12 protein-coding genes and 2 tRNA genes are annotated in these 18,720 nt (G+C 69.1%); 4 read left to right on the top strand and 10 right to left on the bottom strand.

Translation table 11 applies throughout. From position 1 onward, the window contains the following. Window positions 1-6: 6 nt before the first annotated feature. Window positions 7-1,146 (bottom strand): S1C family serine protease, encoded by a 1,140-nt coding sequence (locus ACIRRA_RS12515; RefSeq protein WP_402766686.1) that lies wholly within the window; start codon window positions 1,144-1,146, stop codon window positions 7-9. A 270-nt stretch (window positions 1,147-1,416) separates the two neighbouring features. Here ACIRRA_RS12515 and ACIRRA_RS12510 point away from each other — a divergent pair, with 270 nt between their 5' ends. From ACIRRA_RS12510 to ACIRRA_RS12500, 3 genes are all read left to right on the top strand, one after another. Then, the gene (locus ACIRRA_RS12510) at window positions 1,417-2,943 is read left to right on the top strand and encodes an alpha/beta hydrolase (RefSeq protein ID WP_402766684.1); all 1,527 of its coding nucleotides are present in this window, start codon (window positions 1,417-1,419) and stop codon (window positions 2,941-2,943) included. 73 nt (window positions 2,944-3,016) lie between these two features. Further along, window positions 3,017-4,357, top strand: a complete 1,341-nt coding sequence (gene glnA / locus ACIRRA_RS12505; RefSeq protein ID WP_402766683.1) for a type I glutamate--ammonia ligase — start codon at window positions 3,017-3,019, stop codon at window positions 4,355-4,357. A gap of 289 nt (window positions 4,358-4,646) precedes the next feature. Beyond that, the gene (locus ACIRRA_RS12500) at window positions 4,647-7,661 is read left to right on the top strand and encodes a bifunctional [glutamine synthetase] adenylyltransferase/[glutamine synthetase]-adenylyl-L-tyrosine phosphorylase (protein WP_402766681.1); all 3,015 of its coding nucleotides are present in this window, start codon (window positions 4,647-4,649) and stop codon (window positions 7,659-7,661) included. Window positions 7,662-7,803: 142 nt separating this feature from the next. On the opposite strand, the gene ACIRRA_RS12495 is transcribed toward ACIRRA_RS12500, so the two are convergent. The 8 genes from ACIRRA_RS12495 to ACIRRA_RS12460 all read right to left on the bottom strand — a co-directional run bounded on the left by ACIRRA_RS12495 (window position 7,804) and on the right by ACIRRA_RS12460 (window position 17,080). Further along, window positions 7,804-9,039, bottom strand: coding sequence for a hypothetical protein (locus ACIRRA_RS12495; RefSeq protein WP_402766680.1), 1,236 nt, complete (start codon window positions 9,037-9,039; stop codon window positions 7,804-7,806). A 122-nt stretch (window positions 9,040-9,161) separates the two neighbouring features. Then, window positions 9,162-11,546 (bottom strand): hypothetical protein, encoded by a 2,385-nt coding sequence (locus tag ACIRRA_RS12490; protein WP_402766678.1) that lies wholly within the window; start codon window positions 11,544-11,546, stop codon window positions 9,162-9,164. A gap of 27 nt (window positions 11,547-11,573) precedes the next feature. Then, window positions 11,574-11,645: transfer RNA gene (locus ACIRRA_RS12485), tRNA-Arg, on the bottom strand. Between the two features lies 1 nt (window position 11,646). After that, window positions 11,647-11,721, bottom strand: a tRNA-Lys gene (locus ACIRRA_RS12480). 53 nt (window positions 11,722-11,774) lie between these two features. Then, the gene (locus ACIRRA_RS12475) at window positions 11,775-12,596 is read right to left on the bottom strand and encodes a class I SAM-dependent methyltransferase (RefSeq protein ID WP_402766676.1); all 822 of its coding nucleotides are present in this window, start codon (window positions 12,594-12,596) and stop codon (window positions 11,775-11,777) included. A 374-nt stretch (window positions 12,597-12,970) separates the two neighbouring features. Beyond that, on the bottom strand, window positions 12,971-13,810 hold the full coding sequence (locus ACIRRA_RS12470) for a lysophospholipase (RefSeq protein ID WP_402766674.1): 840 nt from the start codon (window positions 13,808-13,810) through the stop codon (window positions 12,971-12,973). 161 nt (window positions 13,811-13,971) lie between these two features. Then, window positions 13,972-15,339 carry a M20/M25/M40 family metallo-hydrolase gene (locus tag ACIRRA_RS12465; protein WP_402766673.1) on the bottom strand — a complete coding sequence of 456 codons (1,368 nt, stop codon included), beginning with the start codon at window positions 15,337-15,339 and terminating at the stop codon, window positions 13,972-13,974. 4 nt (window positions 15,340-15,343) lie between these two features. Further along, on the bottom strand, window positions 15,344-17,080 hold the full coding sequence (locus ACIRRA_RS12460; protein ID WP_402766671.1) for a CocE/NonD family hydrolase: 1,737 nt from the start codon (window positions 17,078-17,080) through the stop codon (window positions 15,344-15,346). Window positions 17,081-17,149: 69 nt separating this feature from the next. Here ACIRRA_RS12460 and ACIRRA_RS12455 point away from each other — a divergent pair, with 69 nt between their 5' ends. Continuing rightward, window positions 17,150-17,707, top strand: coding sequence for a GyrI-like domain-containing protein (locus tag ACIRRA_RS12455; protein ID WP_402766669.1), 558 nt, complete (start codon window positions 17,150-17,152; stop codon window positions 17,705-17,707). A 60-nt stretch (window positions 17,708-17,767) separates the two neighbouring features. On the opposite strand, the gene ACIRRA_RS12450 is transcribed toward ACIRRA_RS12455, so the two are convergent. Further along, window positions 17,768-18,679 (bottom strand): oxygenase MpaB family protein, encoded by a 912-nt coding sequence (locus ACIRRA_RS12450; protein WP_402766667.1) that lies wholly within the window; start codon window positions 18,677-18,679, stop codon window positions 17,768-17,770. Window positions 18,680-18,720 lie beyond the last annotated feature (41 nt).

The following is an 18,720-nucleotide window of genomic DNA, read 5'->3' as shown; positions in this document are numbered from 1 at the left end:
TACTGGCTAGCCGATCGGGCCCTTGCCCAATTGGACTTGGGCCGACTGGGACTGGCCGGTCTGGTCGGTCCACTTCAGGGTGACGGTGTCACCCGGGTGGTGCTGATCCATGGTCGAGGTGAGGTCGCTGGCCGAGGTGACCGCGTGGTCGTCGACGCCGGTGATGATGTCGCGGGCCTCGAGACCGAGCTGGTCCGCCGGGCCGCCCTGGACCACGCCCCGGATCTCCGCGCCGCCGGTGACCGAGCTGACCGAGACGCCGATGAACGCGGTGTCGCCGATGTGCACGCGATCCGAGGCCTGGCCGGCCTGGATCTGCTTGGCCACCGACAGCGCCTTGTTGATCGGGATGGCGAAGCCCTCACCGCCGCCGATGCTGAAGCGGAAGCCCTTGGAGGCGGCGGTGTCCATGCCGATGACCTGTCCGGCCGCGTCGACCAGCGGCCCGCCCGAATCCCCGGGTTCGATATTGGCGGCGACCTGGATGAGCCCGGTCAGCTGCTCCGAGCTGCCGGTGGAGTCGTCGCTGGCGGTGATGGCCCGGTTGAGGGAGGTCACCTTGCCCGCGGCCGCGGTGGGCGTGCCGCGTCCACCCGCATTGCCGACCCCGGCCACCGCGTCGCCGACCGCCACCTTGTCCGAATCGCCGAGCGGCGCGGTCTGCAGACCGGACGCACCGGTCAGTTTGATGACCGCCATGTCCTCACTGCGGTCGAAGCCGACCACGGTGGCGCCGTAGGTCTGGTCATTGCCCAGATCGGTGACCGAGATCTTGGTCGCGCCCTCGACCACATGGTTGTTGGTGAGCACGTAGCCGTCCGAACTGAGCACGATGCCGGTGCCCGCGCCCTCACCGTTCTGCAGCCCGAGCTCGGTGTTCACGTCCACGATGCCCGGCACCACGCCCTGCACGGCGGAGTCGAGATCGGCCGGGGGCGTGGTGAAGTCGATCGGCTGGCTCCGGGTGACGCCGCCCGGCGACTGCGCGATCGGATTTCCCGGTAGCGTAGACGGCCCACAGGCCGCCAGGCCCAGAGTGGCGGCCAGTGCAACTGCCGCTGCGGCCGCGGCGCGGATGGTGCGTGAACGCGATGAACCGGAACCGGCCGCGGCGGACCGATTCGGCGAATGTGGTTGCACGGTCATGACATCCCTCATAGGTAGAGCCCCCAGGTCACTTCCCATTAAGCATGCCGTTTCTGAGAGCGGGCTGGGGACTTGCCGTGTGAACGTCCACGTACTCGGTGGTCTCGGCTCCGAACCTCTACCGTTGCCGAATCCGTGCCATGCGTGACGTTTCGCACAGCGGTGGCGGGCGCGATGTACACAGCGGTGGCGGCCGCAATGTAAACGGAGAGATATATGGACCGGACGAGGGGTGCGAGGGTGATTTCGGCGGGATGGCACGATCGTGGGATGGCGTTGATGCGAACCGGCCGGGTCGTGCTCCTGGTGACGGCGTTGGCGATGACCGCGGCTGCGTGCACAAGCGTGGTGGACGGCAAGCCCACCTCGGGCACACCGGTGGGGATGGATTCCTTCTACAACCAGACTCTGACCTGGGGCAGCTGTGCCGATTACAGCGAAGACGAGATGCCCAAGAACGCCGAGTGCACGCGGGTGACGGTGCCGGTCGACTACGCGAATCCCAATGGGGCGAGCGCCAAGATCGCGATCTCGCGAGTCCGGGCCACCGGCAACAAGATCGGCTCGCTGCTGCTCAACCCCGGCGGTCCCGGCGTGACCGGATTGAACATGGTCACCCTCGGTGACAGCACACAGCTGGCCGAACGGTTCGACCGGATCGGCTTCGATCCGCGTGGCATCGGCGCGTCGCAGCCCGCCATCAAATGCATGACCGCGGCCGAGGACGACGCCCAGCGCGCCGAGCCCAACAAGGACAACTCGCCCGCGGGTATCGCGGCCGCGGAGGCCGAGAACAAGGACTTCGCCAACAAGTGCGCCGAGCGCACCGGCAAGGACTTCCTGGCCCATGTCGGCACCCGGGAAGTCGTGCAGGACATGGACGTGATCCGCGCGGCGCTCGGCGATCAGAAGCTGACCTACCTGGGCTACTCCTACGGCACCCGCCTCGGTTATGCCTACGCCGAGAAGTTCCCCGACCACGTGCGTGCGCTGGTGCTCGACGGCGCGCTGGATCCCGAGCAGGATCCGGTCAAGGAATCGGTGGCGCAGGCCGCCAGCTTCCAGAAGGCCTTCGACGCCTACGCCGCGGACTGCGCGGCCAAGGAGAAGACCAACTGCCCGCTCGGCGATGACCCGGGCCAGGCCACCAAGAAGTTCCGCGCGCTGGTGGATCCGCTGTGGGACAAGCCGGTTCCCACCGAGGACCCGCGCGGCCTGCACTACGGCGACGCCATCACCGGCGTGCAGCAGACTCTCTACTCCAACCGCCTGTGGCCCGCGCTCACCAAGGGCCTGCGTGAACTGGCCCAGGGCAGCGGTGACACGCTGCTCGCCCTCGCCGACATGTACGACGGCCGCCACGACGACGGCACCTATGACAACAGTTCCGACGCGTTCAATGCCATTCGCTGCGTCGACGACCCGGCCATTACCGACCGATCCGTCGCCGCCAAGCAGGACGCCGACTACCGACGCGTCGCCCCCTTCCTCGACGACGGTCACGGCAGCAATGCCGCGCCGCTGGAACTGTGCGCCATCTGGCCCGTCCCGAATACGAGCGCGCCCCACAAGCTTTCGATCCAGGGACTGCCGAAGACCGTGGTGATCTCCACGACCGAGGACCCGGCCACCCCGTACCAGGCCGGCGTCGATCTGGCGCAGCAGCTCGGCGCGTCGCTGATCACCTACAAGGGCACCCGACACACCGTGTCGCTCTCCGGAGTTCAGTGCGTCGACGACCCGGTGATTTCGTATCTCGTTGATCTGAAAGAGCCCGCGGCGGGCCTCACGTGTTGAGTGGGCACGACTCGCCGCGCGTCCTGACGTTCATGTAACACGGATTTAACTCCAGGACCCTACGCTCGCGGTCATGGACCGTCAGAAGGAATTCGTGCTCCGGACGCTCGAAGAACGGGATATCCGATTCGTGCGACTGTGGTTCACCGATGTCCTGGGGTATCTCAAGTCTGTCGCGATCGCGCCCGCCGAGCTGGAGGGCGCTTTCGAGGAAGGCATTGGATTCGACGGTTCGGCCATCGAGGGGTTTGCCCGGGTCTCCGAGGCGGACATGGTGGCCAAGCCGGATCCGTCCACCTTCCAGGTGCTGCCGTGGTCCACGTCGAAGGGGCACCAGCACTCGGCGCGCATGTTCTGCGATATCGCCATGCCGGACGGTTCGCCGTCCTGGGCCGATCCCCGGCACGTGCTGCGCCGCCAGCTGAACAAGGCCGGTGACCTGGGCTTCAGCTGCTACGTGCACCCCGAGATCGAATTCTTCCTGCTCAAGCCGGGCCCGCACGACGGTTCGATGCCGGTTCCGGCCGACAATGGCGGCTTCTTCGACCAGGCCGTGCACGACGAGGCCCCGAACTTCCGCCGTCACGCCATCGACTCGCTGGAATCCATGGGCATCTCCGTGGAATTCAGCCACCACGAGGGCGCGCCTGGCCAGCAGGAGATCGACCTGCGCTACGCGGACGCGCTGTCCATGGCCGACAACGTCATGACCTTCCGCTACCTGATCAAGGAAGTGGCCATCGACGAGGGCGTGCGGGCCAGCTTCATGCCCAAGCCGTTCGCCGACCACCCCGGTTCGGCCATGCACACCCACATGTCGCTGTTCGAGGGTGAGCAGAACGCCTTCGCCGACCCGGACGACCCGGACAACCTGTCGGAGACCGCGCGCGCCTTCATCGCGGGCGTTCTCGAGCACGCGCACGAGATCTCCGCGGTCACCAACCAGTGGGTGAACTCCTACAAGCGCCTGATCCACGGCGGCGAGGCGCCGACGGCCGCCTCCTGGGGCCGGTCGAATCGCTCTGCGCTGGTGCGGGTTCCGATGTACACGCCGAACAAGTCGGCCTCGCGCCGGGTCGAGATCCGCAGCCCTGACAGCGCCTGCAACCCGTACCTGGCCTTCGCGGTGCTGCTGGCCGCGGGCCTGCGCGGCATCGAGAAGGGCTACACGCTGCCGCCGGAGGCCGAGGACGACGTGTGGTCGCTGACCAGCGCCGAGCGTCGCGCCATGGGCTTCCGTGAACTGCCGGCGTCGCTGGACGAGGCGCTCAAGGCCATGGAGAAGTCCGAGCTGGTCGCCGAGACGCTGGGCGAGCACGTCTTCGACTTCTTCCTGCGCAACAAGCGGCGCGAGTGGGCGGGCTACCGCGCCCAGGTGACGCCGTACGAGCTGAAGGAATACCTCGGGCTGTAACAATTTGCCCTCCGCTTCGCTCCGGGCGGTTCGCGGCCAAGGCGTAGGTCTATGGAGCCGGAACCTCGGCCTTCCCTCCTCCGCTTCGCTCCTCCGCTCCAAGGCGGAGGCCTATTCCAGCCGCAGTCCAGGCCGAGGCGGGCCGCGAACTCTGGGTGGAGTGCTCTTGGGATTTTCGGACCCGGAGCGGGTGCGTTCGGGAGTCGAACAGGCTGCGAGCGGGCAACGATGTCCCGTTTGAGAGGGATGGGCGGCACGTCCGAACAGCGTGGCATGTAATTTGAAGGGCATGGTTCGGCCACCGACTGCTCGCTCCGCTGTCCCCGGTGTCGGACGGCTCGGTCTGCTCGAGCCGTCGGCCGCCGAGTCTCTGCGAGAGTTGGCGTGGGACAACGTGGACAGCGTGCCACTGCTGTGGGCGCTGTCGCGGTCCCCCGACGCCGATCTGGCGCTGCTGACGCTCATCCGGCTGCGCGAGCAGCTCGGGAACGATTGGGCCGCATTGGATTACGAGCTGCGCCGGGACACCGCGCTGCGCGGGCGGCTGCTGGCCCTCATCGGCTCGTCGAGCGCCTTCGCCGATCACCTGGTGGCGGATCCGGGCTCCTGGCAGCTGCTGAAGCGGAAGACGCTGCCCGATCGCGCGGAGCTGCTCGTGGATCTGCTGGACGCCGTGCGCGCCATCCCGGAGACCGGGGAGAACGCGGGGCCCATGATGCACCGGGCGGGCGTGGCCGGGCCGGAGGCGATCGCCTTGCTGCGCAAGCGGTATCGCGATCAGCTCATGCTGCTGGCCGCCATCGACCTGGCCGCCACCGTGGAGAACGAGCCGGTGCTGCCGTACCAGCAGGTCGGTCAGCACCTCACCGATCTGGCCGACGCGGCGCTCACCGCGGCGCTGTCGGTGGCGATCGCCCGGGTGTGCCCCGACCGGGAGACGCCGGTCCGGCTGGCCGTCATCGCCATGGGCAAATGCGGTGCGCGGGAACTGAATTACGTCTCCGACGTGGATGTCATCTTCGTCGCCGAACCGGCCGACACCACCGCCACCCGCCTCGCCGCCGAGATGATGAGCGTGGGCAGCGCGGCCTTCTTCGAGATCGACGCGGCGCTGCGGCCGGAGGGCAAGGCCGGCGCGCTGGTGCGCACCCTGGACTCGCACATCGCCTACTACAAGCGGTGGGCGCGCACCTGGGAATTCCAGGCGCTGCTCAAGATGCGGCCCGCCACCGGCGATCTCGCACTCGGCGCCGCCTACCGCGATGCGCTGATGCCCATGGTGTGGGCGGCCTCCGAGCGACCGGACTTCGTGGCGGATGTGCAGGCCATGCGGCGGCGCGTCGAGGACCTGGTGCCCGCGGACCTGCGCGAACGCGAACTGAAACTGGGGCACGGCAGTCTGCGCGACGTCGAATTCGCCGTCCAGCTGCTGCAATTGGTGCACGGCAAGGCCGACGAATCGCTGCACGTGCAGGGCACCGTGGAGGCACTGACCGCGCTGGCCGCGGGCGGCTACGTGGGCCGCGACGACGCCGCCAACCTGACCGCCTCCTACGAATTCCTGCGGCTCCTCGAACACCGCTTGCAGCTGCAGAGACTCAAGCGCACCCACACCCTGCCCGCCCCCGAGGACGAGGAGGGCATCCGCTGGCTGGCCCGCGCCGCGCACATGCGGCCCGACGGACGGCAGGACGCGGTCGGGGTGCTCACCAGCGAGATCAAGCGCAATGCGGTGCGGGTGCGGCGGCTGCACGCCAAACTGTTCTACCGGCCGCTACTGGAATCGGTTGCGCGCCTGGACGCGGACAAACTGCGACTCAGCCCCGAGGCGGCGGTGCGACAGCTGGCGGCGCTGGGCTATGTGGCGCCGGAGAACGCGCTCGGGCATCTGAAGGCGCTCACCGGGGAGGTCGGGCGCAAGGGGCGGATCCAGGCGCTGCTGCTGCCGACCCTGCTCGAATGGCTCGGTGAGACACCGAATCCCGACGCGGGCCTGCTGGCCTATCGGCGGGTGTCGGAGGGTCTCGACAACGAGATCTGGTTCCTGCGCGAACTGCGTGACGAGGGCGCCATCGCGCAGCGCCTGATGATCGTGCTCGGATCCTCGGCGTACCTGCCGGATCTGCTGATCAATGCGCCCGAGACCATTCGCATGTACGCCGACGGGCCGGACGGGCCGCTGCTGCTGGCCACCAAGCCCTCGGATGTCGCGCGCGGAATCCTCCCCGGCGCACGGCGTTACGACGATCCGAGGCGGGCGGTGGCGACCGCGCGCTCGCTGCGACGGCACGAGCTGGCCCGTGTGGCCTCGGCGGATGTGCTGGGCATGCTCGACGTCCCGCAGGTGTGCGAGGCGCTGTCCTCGGTGTGGATCGCCACCCTGGAGGCGGCACTGCAGGCCGTGATCCGGGCCAGTGAGGCCGAACTCGGCAGGCCCGCGCCCGCCGACTTCGCCGTCATCGGCATGGGCCGGCTGGGCGGGATGGAACTCGGCTACGGCTCCGACGCCGACGTGCTGTTCGTGTGCGATCCGCGGCCCGGCGAGGACGAGACCGTCGCGGTGAAATGGGCGATCAGCGTCGCCGAACAGGTGCAGCGGCTGCTCGGCGCGCCGAGCACCGACCCGCCGCTCCAGGTCGATGCCGGGCTGCGGCCCGAAGGCCGCAATGGTGCGCTGGTCCGCACGCTCGCCGCCTACTCCGCCTATTACACGCAGTGGGCGCAGCCGTGGGAGGTGCAGGCCCTGTTGCGCGCCCACCAGGTCGCCGGTGACCGCGAACTCGGAATCCGCTTCCTGCGCACCGTGGATCCCATCCGCTACCCCGAGGGCGGAATGTCCCCCGAGGGCGTCCGCGAGATCCGCCGCATCAAGGCCCGCGTCGACTCCGAACGCCTGCCGCGCGGCGCCAACCCGGCCACCCACACCAAACTGGGCCGTGGCGGCCTCGCCGACATCGAATGGACCGTCCAGCTCCTGCAGCTCCTGCACGCCCACGAGGTCCCCGAACTCCACAACACCTCCACCCTCGAATCCCTCGACGCCATCGAACGCGCAGAACTGATCGACACCGCCGACGCCGCCCTCCTCCGCGACGCCTGGCTCACCGCCACCAAGGCCCGCAATGCCCTCGTCCTGGTCCGCGGCAAACCCGCCGACCAACTCCCCGGCCCCGGCACCCTCCTCTCCGCCGTAGCCCGAGTCGCCGGCTGGCCCAACGACGACGGCAGCGAATTCCTCGACCACTACATGCGCGTCACCCGCCGCGCCAAGACAGTCGTGGAACGGGTCTTCGGCGGCGAATAGGAGCCCCGCCGGTGAGGTCCCCCTCGTCTGCCGGGGAACAGGCGGGGCGCGGTGGAGGACCTGTTCGAGGCCGCGGCTGCATCGCGCCATGCAGCCGCGGAACCGCTCCATCGCTGGGTCGCGGCGCTCGTTCGGTCGGGGATCAGCCGGAGTCGTCGCTGTTGGGTTGCACGAGATCGTTTCGGGCTGCGGGGAATTCGGCGCCGATTGCCGGTGGAACATGGGGGAGGGGGGTGCCGAGGAGTTCGTCCCGGCGGTCGCGGATGAGCCAGGGCGGGGTGCGGTGGGATGAATCGGGGTTGGTGGTGGGGCGGCTGCCGGGCGCGATCATGCCCGCGGGCGATACCGAGCCCGGTGGGCCGAAGTTATTGGGGGAGTTCGGTTGTCGCGGTTGGGTGAGGGGTTCGGGGTTGGGCGGACCGGGGAAGCTCCGGCCCGGTTCGGGGGTGGCGGGGATGGGGGCGGGGGAGTACGGGCGACCGCGGGGGTTCGGGGTGAACGGGGACGTGGGTGGTGTGGTGGCGGTGGGCTTGGTTTCGGCAACGGTCGGCTGAAGGGCGGTCGAAGAGTGATCGCCGGGGCTTCGGCGGTCCGGATTCCGGTATTCGAGGTCTTGCGTATCGGCTTGGGAGCCGGATCGCGGAGTATGCAGGGCACCGGCCGGATCGGTTGCCTCGGCCGTGGTGTCGGGAGACTGACGCTCGGACTCGTGAGTTCCGCCGGGGCCGTTCCAGGCATCCGCGAGCGGGTTGGTGGGCCGGCCTGCGCCCGGGGCGGAATCGGGTGTGCCGCTGAAGTCTTCGGATGCGGTGTCGGCCGGGGATCTGAGTGCGAAGAAGGCGGGGATGGCCGTGCCGGCGGGTGGGTAGATCGGGACGTAATTGGCGTCCAGGGCGGCCAGGGCGAGGTGGTACTGCTCGTCTCCGGAGTCGGCGGGGCCGTCGGGTATGGGTGGTGGCACGGTTTTCCGGACGGCTTCGGCGCCATAGGCGGCGGCGATCACGCGGTGGCCGGTGCTCTGGGCGATTGCGGCGACATCCGTGGCGTCGCGGACGAATTGGCGGGCGGCGGTCTCGGCGGCGTCGGCGATGTGGCCGGACATGGCGCCGGCGAGGGTGGTCTGGACAGTGGCGTGCAGGGTGCTCAGGGCGCCGAACATGCTGTCGGCGATGCCCACCCAGATCTGGGCGGCGGCGTGCATGTCGCCGGGGTTCATGGCCTGGACGCGGGCATGAATCTGCGCGTGCGAGAACTGAGGGAAGTGCTCCAGTCGCCGGATGTAATCCGGGTCGAATCCGCGCCCGGCGATGCGCGATTGCTCGTGTTCGGCGCCCGATTGACTCAATCGGGCCCTGCGCCGCAAGGCTTCCGGTTCCATCGGCGTCCTCCCATCGTCCGGCGTCTCCTCACTTGGACGCCGGGGGTGGGGCACGGGTTCCGTACCCCACCGTGTCGGGGAGTGATTCGGGCTTCCGGCATCGTCAACCGAAACGGTTGCGGTCAGCCGAAATACCAGTGGCGTCCCACCGCCCAGCCGAGCAAGCGGCGGCCGGTGCCGTTCGGCTCGAGCCCGTTCCCCAAGAACCTGCCGCCTGTCACGATGTGAGCCAATCCCGCGACGGCCGGCTCCAGGCGCGGGGCGGCGCGTTGATCGATCAGCCGGTCGATCTGGCCGGTCTGGGTGGCGAAATCGCAATAGCTGAGCAGGAATACGCCCTGCCGCCACGCGTAGGCGGCGTTTTTCACCTGGATGAGGGCGGCATGACCGTGGGCGGGCTGACCCAGGCGCTGGATGATCCGGTCGAAGGTGCGGTTCGCCAGATCGGGCGCGGACTCGCGCAACTGTTCGCCCAGATCCAGAGCATCGACGAGGACCGCCAGATTGTGAGTTGTCAGGATCTGGCTCTGCTCCAGCAGCGCGCCATTGCGGGCGACATAGTCGTGCCGGGTGCCCGCCTCGACGGCGCGCCGCGCGCACAGCTCCGTGAAATCGGCGGCAGTGGCCTTGCCCCAGCGGACTTCACTCCGCGCACCGGTGCGCCATTCGGCCGCTGACGGCAGGTCGTAATACCGCTGGTACAGGGTGCCTGCCAGCGTCCGGCTCGCGATGATCGCCGCGGCCCGCCACTTCTCGGTGAACGTGCCCATGAAGATGTCCGCCGCCACCTCCTCGACCAGCGGCACCCGCAGCCCGGCCTGCTGTGCGAGGGTATGGAATTCCCGCACCAGCGGGTTCGGCAGCACCGCCTCCGGAAAGGACTCGATGGCCAGCAGGGCCGTCAGCCGCAGCAGCCGCCGCGCCGCCGCCGCCGAACCACCGCCAGATTGCACCGGACCGGTTCCGCCGCTGGATTTCTCAGCGTTCGTTCCGCCACGGGGCCGGTCGGCGGATTTCCCATCGGGTGCGAGGGTGGGCAGCGCCTCGAGGGCTGTGACCCAGGGCAATTCGTCGAACCGCACCTGATGCTGGAGGTCGAGCAGCAGCAGGCTGCGTCGCTGCCGGAAGGCCGTGTACAGCTGCTCGTACAGGCTCGCGGCCACCGGATCCGCGATATCGGCGGCCATTAGCCGCGAGGTGAGCTGCGGCAGCACCGCCGCCAGCACCTCGCCGGAACCGATGATGCCGCGCCGGACCAGCTCGTCGGCGGGCGCTTCGAGCGCGCGAATCGCCTTGTCCTGCAAATGCTGCGGGATGGTGGTGCCGTCGGTGATCGCCACCCTGTCGTCCGCCCTGATCGGCGTGGTCACGGGGTCGAGGGAGGGCAGGCCACCGTCCGCGGGGAAGCGTTCGATGCGCGTCACGAGGACGCCGGCGAAATCCGTATACAGCGGCGCGGCAATAGAGGCGGCCTGTTCCGCCCGCGCGGATTGCCGTGCGGCGCTACCGGGTTCCCCGTGCCGGGTGAGGGTGTTGGCCAGCGCCCGTCGAACCCGGTCGACCTGCCGCGGGCTCAGCTCATTCGGATCGCTCAGCAGCGCCTCGTGCAGGCGCGTGAAGTTGCTCTTGCGGTGGGCGTGGCGGCCGCGGAACTCGTGGGTGCTGCGGGCGGACTCGAAATCGGCCAGCCAGCGGGCGCGTTCGTGCATCCAGTGGGGCGGGAGGGTGCTGCCCGGAAGGCCGCCGATGACGGTGCCGGTGCGGTCGAGGCTCGGGAGGTCTCCGTCGACGGTGGCGCACCAGAGTGCGACCAGGCGCTCGTAGAGCGGGGTCCAGACCTCGATGGTGGCGTGCATGAGGGTCAGCTGCTCCGGGGTGCGCACGGCGCGCAGACCGTCGGCGGCCTCGCCGACGGTCGCCACGCGCACCGCCGCGCCGGACGGGCGGGCCACGGGGTCGAAGGCGGGGGTGAAGCGCAGGCGCGACATGTGCGGGCGGAGTTCAGCGACCAGGTCGAGGGCCTGCTCGGGAAAACCCTTGTCCAGCAACAGGGCTACGACGGGCAGCGCCGCGTGCTCGGGGAGCCGGATGCGATAGTGGCCGGTGCGCAGGGCTTCGAGGAGTTCGGCCTGGCCGGCGTCGCCGAGGTACCAGAGATTGAGGCGTTCGCGGGGGTTGTCGCCGGGCACCTCGGCGGGCAGGTCGGCGAGTCGTTCCGCCTCGTCCTGGGTGAGCGGGGCCTCGGCAAGGGCTCGGCCGGTGGTGAATCCGCCGTGCGTGACCTCCAGGGTCACCCAGGCGGGCAGGTCGGCGACAGGGGTGCGGCTGCCGACCGTGGCGTGGCCGCTCGTCAGCCCGTCCAGAACCTCGCGCCACCGTTGTGCCTTGGCTTCTGCTCGCCGCCGTTCGGCCTTGTTCGCCCCGGCCCGCGCGATGGCGGTCAGCGCGCGGGACAGCTGCCCCGTCGCATACCGCTGCGGACCGTAGCTAAAGACCTGATCGGACAAGGGAACTCCTGAATCGGTGACGAGCAGACCTGGCCGCGGGATTCGAACTCGCGCCCTCCCGGACCGAAGCCGGGTGCTCTGCCGCTGAGCTAGGCCAGGGTGGGCATGGAGGCAGGATTCGAACCTGCGCCCTCCCGGTTAAGAGCCGGGTGATCTACCGCTGATCTACTCCATGTGGCGTCCGGATCGTATCCGGGGCGGAACCCATGCGCACGAACATTTTTCGATTCAGGGTTTGCGCGCCTGGAGGGTGAAGCTGAGGGGCAGCCGTTCGGGGTGTTCGGCGAGCCGCCATTCGGAGTCCTCGCCGCACACCATGCGACCGGGCAGCGCCTCCCACGGCACGCTGTGGTGCTCGACGAGCTGGGTGAGGGTCAGGTCGGCCTGCAGCACGGCATCCACGATCTCGCCGAGGCCGTGATTCCACTCGTGGGTGGTGCTGTGGGCGACCGCCAAATCGGTGTCCACATAGGTGGTTCCGTCGTCGAACACCATCGGCTCCGGCGTCTCGAAGTACGGGTAGCCGAGGATGAGAGCGTCGGTGCGGGCTTCGTCCACGGCCATGCGGACGGGATGGTCGTCGCGGATGAACAGCCGCCCGCCCGGCCGCAGCAGCCCGGCCACCGTCTCGGCCCACCGGCGGATGTCGGGCAGCCAGCACAGCGCCCCGATGCCCGTGTAGACCAGATCGAATCGCGCAGCGCCGAGCACGGTTACGGCGTCGTAGACGTCGGCCTCGACGAAATCGATTGGCGTGGAGCTGGCTTCGGCGAGTTGGCGAGCCTCGGCCAGGGAGGCGGGGGAGAAGTCGAGGCCGGTCATGGTGGCGCCCAGTCGCGCGAGGGAGAGCGTGTCGGTGCCGATGTGGCATTGCAGGTGCACCGCGTCCAGACCGCGGACGTCGCCGAGGCGCGGCAGGTCGAAGCGGACCACGTGGCTCAGGAACGACGGATCGGTCCGGAATTTGTCGAGGGCGTAGTCGCCGGAACCGGCGTGCAGCGGAGCGCGATCGTCCCAATTGGCCCGGTTCAGGCGGCGGTAGTCGCTCATGATGCTCGACTGTGCCACGGATGCGGCGGCCGTCTCAGCTGATTTTCCGGATGCGTGTCGCGAGCGGCGCGCTGTGACCGGGCCCGCGATTCCCGCCGGCCGTAGCGAGACCGGGGACTTCTCGCGATATGTCGGTGCGTACTCGGAGCAGGTTCCGAGTGGAAAGGGCAGTACGCCAAGACATTTCCGGGCACCTTCACACCGGTGACCTGATTCGTCTCCTGGGATTCCACCGCGCCCCGTGTCCGGGCCGTCGACGCTTTCCGGGCGGGGGTGCTGGACGGCGAGGACGCCTGCCTGAAGGCCAACCGGTAGCGGCCGGAATCCGGTGTGGTGTAGCGGATTCCGGCCGGAAGTCCTGTCGTACGGCCGGCTCAGTTCTGCGGCAGGTGCGCTTCGAGCCAGTTCACCAGGTCGGTGAGCACCTTGTCCTGTTCGGGCTCGTTGTAGATCTCGTGGTAGAGCCCGTCGTAGCGGATGATCGTCTTGTCCTTCGACGCCGCACTCCGCTCCAGCAGGTCGCTGCCGGTGGGGGAGGCGAGAGCGTCGGAGGTGCCGTGCTGGACCAGCAGCGGGGCGGTCAGGCGGTCCAGGTGGGACTTGACGAACTCGCCCGCGCGCAGCATCTCACCGGCGGTGCGGGCCGGGACGCCGCCGTGGTGCACCAGCGGATCCGTGTCGTAGGCCCGCACCACGTCGGGGTCGCGGCTCACCAGCGTCGAATCCAGCTTCACCACCGGCAGATTCGGCAGGTACTTCGACACCAGCGGCGCGGCCAGGCGCTGCACCGCATTGCCCGCCTCGATCTCGATGGCCGGGGCCGACAGCACGATGCCGGTCACCTCCGGCTGGTCGCGAGTGGCCAGGTAGGCGGTGGTGAGGCCGCCCATGCTGTGGCCGATGAGGAAGCTCGGCAGCCCGGGATGGCGTCCGGTGGCGGTGGCGAGCATGGTGCGCACATTGTCGGCCGCGGTATCCAGCGAGACGACATTGGCCCGCGGGCCCTCCGACTTGCCGTGCCCGGTGTGGTCGAGCGCGTAGACCGCGAACCCGGACTCGGTCAGCCGCTGCGCGACATGCGCGTACCGGCCGGAGTGCTCGGCATACCCGTGCACGATCACGGCGACGGCGCGGGGTTCGCCATCGGGCAGCCACGCCTGCCAGAACACGCGGCCCTCCGCTCCTTCGAATTCACCGGTTTCCGTGCGGGTCATTCGCCGCTCCCTTCGGTTCGAGGTCGTCACGCTGCCGGAGGATGCGCCCGCCCAATACGGTGCGCCCGAAATGTCGAGTACCGGCGGAGTCATTCTTGCGCATCCGGCGCGCGGCGGGGCCGGACGGGCGAATCCGTGCGGTGGAGCGGCGGTGGCCGGGGTCAGCCGACCAGGCGGTCGAGCAGCAGCCGGTTGAATCGGATCAATCGGGCGTAATCGGCGCGGGAGATGCGTTCGTCGGTGCCGTGGATGCGCTCCAGATCGGTGGCGGTCAGGATGATCGGCGCGAAATTGCAGCGGGTGGCGGCGAGATCGTCGTAGTAGCGGGAATCGGTGGCGCCCGGCACGACGCCGACCGTGACCGCGATGCCCGGCGCCACCTCGCGCGCGACGGCGGCGACGAGATCGAAGTCCGGGCCCGCCGATGGGTCGGCCGAGGGCTCCGAGGTGGTGCCGTCGAGCTCGATGGACACGCCCCTGTCCCGCACCACCTTCCGGCAGTGGGCCAGCACGTCGGCCACCGAATCGCCCGGCAGGATGCGGAAGTTCACGAACGCCTCGGCCCGCTGCGGCAGCACATTGGGCTTCACGCCGCCGCTGATCATGGTCGGCGCGGTGGTGGTCCGCACCAGCGCCTCGGTCTGCGGCCGGGCCGCCAGCACCCGCGCCGCGATGGCACCCGCCACGTGCACCAGCCCGAGCAGCGTCCGGCGCGGTTCGGACATGAATTCCCGCACCCGCGTGAGCATGTCGACCGCGACCGGCGTCAACCGCAAGGGGAACGGGTGATCCTGAATCCGCGCCACCGCCCGCGCCAGCCGCCCGACCGCGGTCTGCCGTCCGGGCATGGACGAATGTCCGCCCACATCGGTCACCGACAGCCGCACGGTCGCGAACCCCTTCTCGCCCACCATGATCGTGGCCACCGGCACGTCGATCCCGTCGGCCACACCCGTGGTGATCACGCCGCCCTCGTCGACCAGCAACCGGGCCCGGACGCCGGCGTCACGCAGCCGCTGCGCCATCCGTCCCGCGCCCTCGGCGCCGAAGATCTCCTCGTCGTGCCCGAACGCGAGATAGACGGTCTCCCTGGGCCTTACGCCCGCACTCAGCGCCCGCTCGACCGCCTCCAGAATCGCCAGCACCCGGCTCTTGTCATCGATAGCCCCACGCCCCCAGATGAATTCGTCATCCACCACCCCGGCGAACGGCGGATGCGTCCACCCCGCCAGATCGTCCACCGGCACGACATCCTGATGCGCCAGCAGAATCGCCGCCACGGCCGCATCCGGCCCACCATCGGTGGCCGCCCAGCGGTACAGGCGGCTGTGGCCGAAGGTTTCCCAGGTGAGGTGGGTGTGGACCAGTGGGAAGGACTGTTCGAGGTGGGCGGTGAGGCGGTCGAATTCGGTGGGGTCGATGCGGCCGCGATCCTCGTAGGAGACGGTTCGGCAGCGTAGCGCCGCAGCCAGCCGCTCGGCGGTGACATCGTCGACGGTGGGGGCGTCGGTCGGCGCGGTGCTGGTCATGGGCCTAGCCGCCGGCCCTGGGCGGGAAGTTCACGGTCACACTGGCATTGTTCACCACATCGGGGGCCAGCGAGACCGACTTCTCGTTCCGCCACTTCGGAATGGCCTCGCTCATGTCGCCGGGCAGGTCGGGGTTGCGGATGGTGGCGAGCAGCGGCAGGTGGATCTGCGCCGTGGTGACAGTGACCGGTGCGAAGGCCGGCGGATGCGCCCACACGTCGTCGACCACGTCGGTGATGCGGATGCCGATCCGGTGGCCGGCGGCAATGGGCCAGTCCTGGGCGAGCAGCCGGACCTGGGCGGTCGGGGTGACCGGGGCGATGCCGCGGGTGATGACGGTCGCTCGGTTGTTCGGGTCGATGTCGTAGACCTCGACGGTGACGGCCGCCGCGGCGGGCCCGTCCAGGCCGAGGGTGGCCGTCGCCGCACCGGACAGGTGCTGGTCCTGGTCGAGCGGCTGGGTGACGGTCCAGATCTCGCGGTCCGCGCCGGGGAGCAGGCCGCGGTCGTTGTAGCGTCCGGTACGCAGATCGATGTCGAGGGCGTGGCTGTCGGCGGGCGGCCATGCGGTCTCCGAACGCCACCGGCCGTCGAACTGGCCGACGGTGATCCGGGGTCCGGGCACCCCCACATCCTTGCCCGCCACGTGCCGGTCGAAGAACGCCAGCAGCTCGGTGGCGAAGTCCGGCGAACCACATTTCTCGGTGCAGTCGCGGTGACCCCACTGCCCGAACCAGGCCTTGTGCTCACCCGGGCCGAGCGCGTTCCACAGCGGGAAGACCCGATCGGGGCGGGTGTTGTAGTCGACGAAGCCCTGGCTGAGAAACAGCGGAATGGTGTTGCCCCGCACCTTCTCCACCAGATCCCGGTCCCGCCAGAACGCGGAATTCGCGTCGTGGTTGGTGGTTTCGGCGAGGTAGTGCTGATAGCAGGCCGGATCGATGCTCGAAGCATTCGCTTTGTACTCGGCCGAATCGGTCGGATGCCCGGGCGTGGAGGCGATCAGCAGATGCTCGAAGCCCGCGAGATCGCCGGGCCGGAAGCCGTTCTCACTGATCGGCTTGAGTGAGAACTTCCAGGCGATGCCCTGCATGTACAAGTAGGCGTTGGGATCCACGACCGGCTCGAAGGCGGCCACCGCCGCCAGGCCCGCGGGCTGCTCGGACAGTCCCATGAGCCCGGTCCAGCCCTCGTAGGAGGTACCGGCCAGGCCGACCCGGCCGGTCGACCACGGCTGTCCCGCAACCCATTCCACCGCGGTCTTCACATCCGACCGCTCGCCCGGCCCGCCGAAATCGGGGCAGCCGTTGGAGCCGCCGAACCCGCGCAGATCCACGATCACGTAGGTGTATCCGGCCTGCAGGAACATCGACACCGGCAGATCGTCGGTGGACGGCCCGCCCTGGAGCCGCGGCTCGCTCAGCCGCATGAGGTGCGCCCGGTACGGGCTGACGGTCATGATCACGGGCGTGCGCACATCGTCGGCGATTCCGACGGGCCGCAGCACGTCCGCGTGCAATCGGGTCCCGTCCGGTGCGGTGATGAACTCCTCGTGCCATTGATACCGCGCCTCGGCCCCCGCCCGCCCCGGTACCGCCACAGCCCCTACCACCAGCAGCAGCACGCCGATCAACGCGCGCCACAACACCATCCGCATGCTCACCATAGTGACCTTGGTGGTTGCGGCGGCCGCGATCCAGCCCCAGGAACCGGGGTGCGCGGTCCGTTTCCCGGTCGCCACACCGCGCCGGGTTTGACCCTCCCGTCACGGGAGACCGCATCCTCGAATCGACCCCGAGGAGGAGCAGCTATGAAACTGGACCTGGCCAAAACCGACAGGCACTACTACGACGCCCCCACCGACCCCGTCCTGCGCACCTTCCGGACCTGCAACTACGCCACGGTCAGCGGTGTCGGCGCACCCCTCGGCGACGCCTACACCGAGGCCGTCTCGACCCTGTACCGAGCCGCCTACGGCGCGAAGAAGATCGCCAAGGCCGAAGGCAACGACTTCGTGGTCCCCAAGCTGGAGGGCCTGTGGTGGGTCGAATCGGACCGCCCCGCCCTACAGGTGCCGCGTGACGAATGGCACTGGACCATGATGATCCGCATGCCCGATCCGGTGACCCCGGACATGGTCTCCGGAGCCACTTTCGAACAACTCACCGAGGGTGACGCCATCCAGGTCATGCACCGCGGCCCGTACGCCACCGAGCCCGAGACCCTCGCCCGCATGGAAACCTTCATGGCCGAACACAACCTGACGATGAACGGCCGCCACCATGAGATCTACCTCTCGGACCCGCGCCGGACCCAGAACGCCGCCATGCGCACGCTGCTTCGTCACCCCGTCCGCCCCGTCTCCTGACGAGAAAGCTCTCACCGTGGCATTCGATTCCCCGCGCTGAGCGCTCCCCGGTCCGGGTGATTACACGGGACGGAGGTCGATCATCTTGCGGAGGCGGGCGCGGTCGCGCTCGAGGCGGCGGGCCTCGTACGCGATGGGGAAGTAGCGGACGCGCTCGGGGAGCAGGGGGACGGTACGGCCGATCGCCCAGCCCAGGGTGCGCAGGGCGCGTTCGTCGTTCGCGGTCCATTCCAGCCCGAGCTTGTCGCGGATGGCGTCGGGGGTGGTGCCTACGGTGAAGAAGTACTGGAGGCGGCCGACGGGCTTGGTCGCGACGCGCCACACCGGGTGCAGGAGCGCGGGAATCTGCCTGGGCGGGGCGATGTTCCGGATGACCTTCAGGTAGTCGTAGGCCACATTCGTTGGCACCAGGTGGTTTTCGATCTGGTCCTCGAACCAGGGCAGCCAGTCGGCATAGGTGAGCGGAATCTCCTTGGGGGCCACCGAGAAATTGCGCATGAGCTGCACGACCTCCTGGTAATAGGACTCCTTCTGCTCCTCGGTCAACCGATCGCTGGAGAAGTACCTGTTGCCCTCGGTGAAGGCGAAGATGGCGGTGTGGAGCACCCAGGCCCAGGGGCCGGAGGACAGTGCGCGGTGTTTGACGCCCTGTTCGTCCGTGGAGTTCAAGGTGGCGTGCATCTTTCGCAGTCGGTCGGCCTCGGCGAGGGCCTCGTCGCCGCCGTAGATCCACATCATGACGGAGGCGATACTGCGGGCCGCGCGGCCGAGTGCATCGGTGCGGAACGTCGAGTGCTCGTCCACCACCGCGGCGATCGAGGGTTCCATGGTCTGCAGCAGGAAGGCCGAGCCGGCCGTCAGTGAGAAGGTGACGAGCCCGGTGTCCTCCCACATCCGGCTGCCGGGTCCGAACGGGCGGCGTTCGGGGCGTGCACCTCGGGACTCGTGGTCGAACGCGACGGCGGCGGTCATGGTGGATCTCCTTTGATCAACCGATCTTGTCGGCTGCACAG

It is taken from the genome of Nocardia sp. NPDC101769 (assembly GCF_044766925.1).
Classification (GTDB): Bacteria; Actinomycetota; Actinomycetes; order Mycobacteriales; family Mycobacteriaceae; genus Nocardia.
The sequence above is the reverse complement of the archived record's forward strand: the minus strand, read 5'-3'. Positions and strand labels throughout refer to the sequence as shown.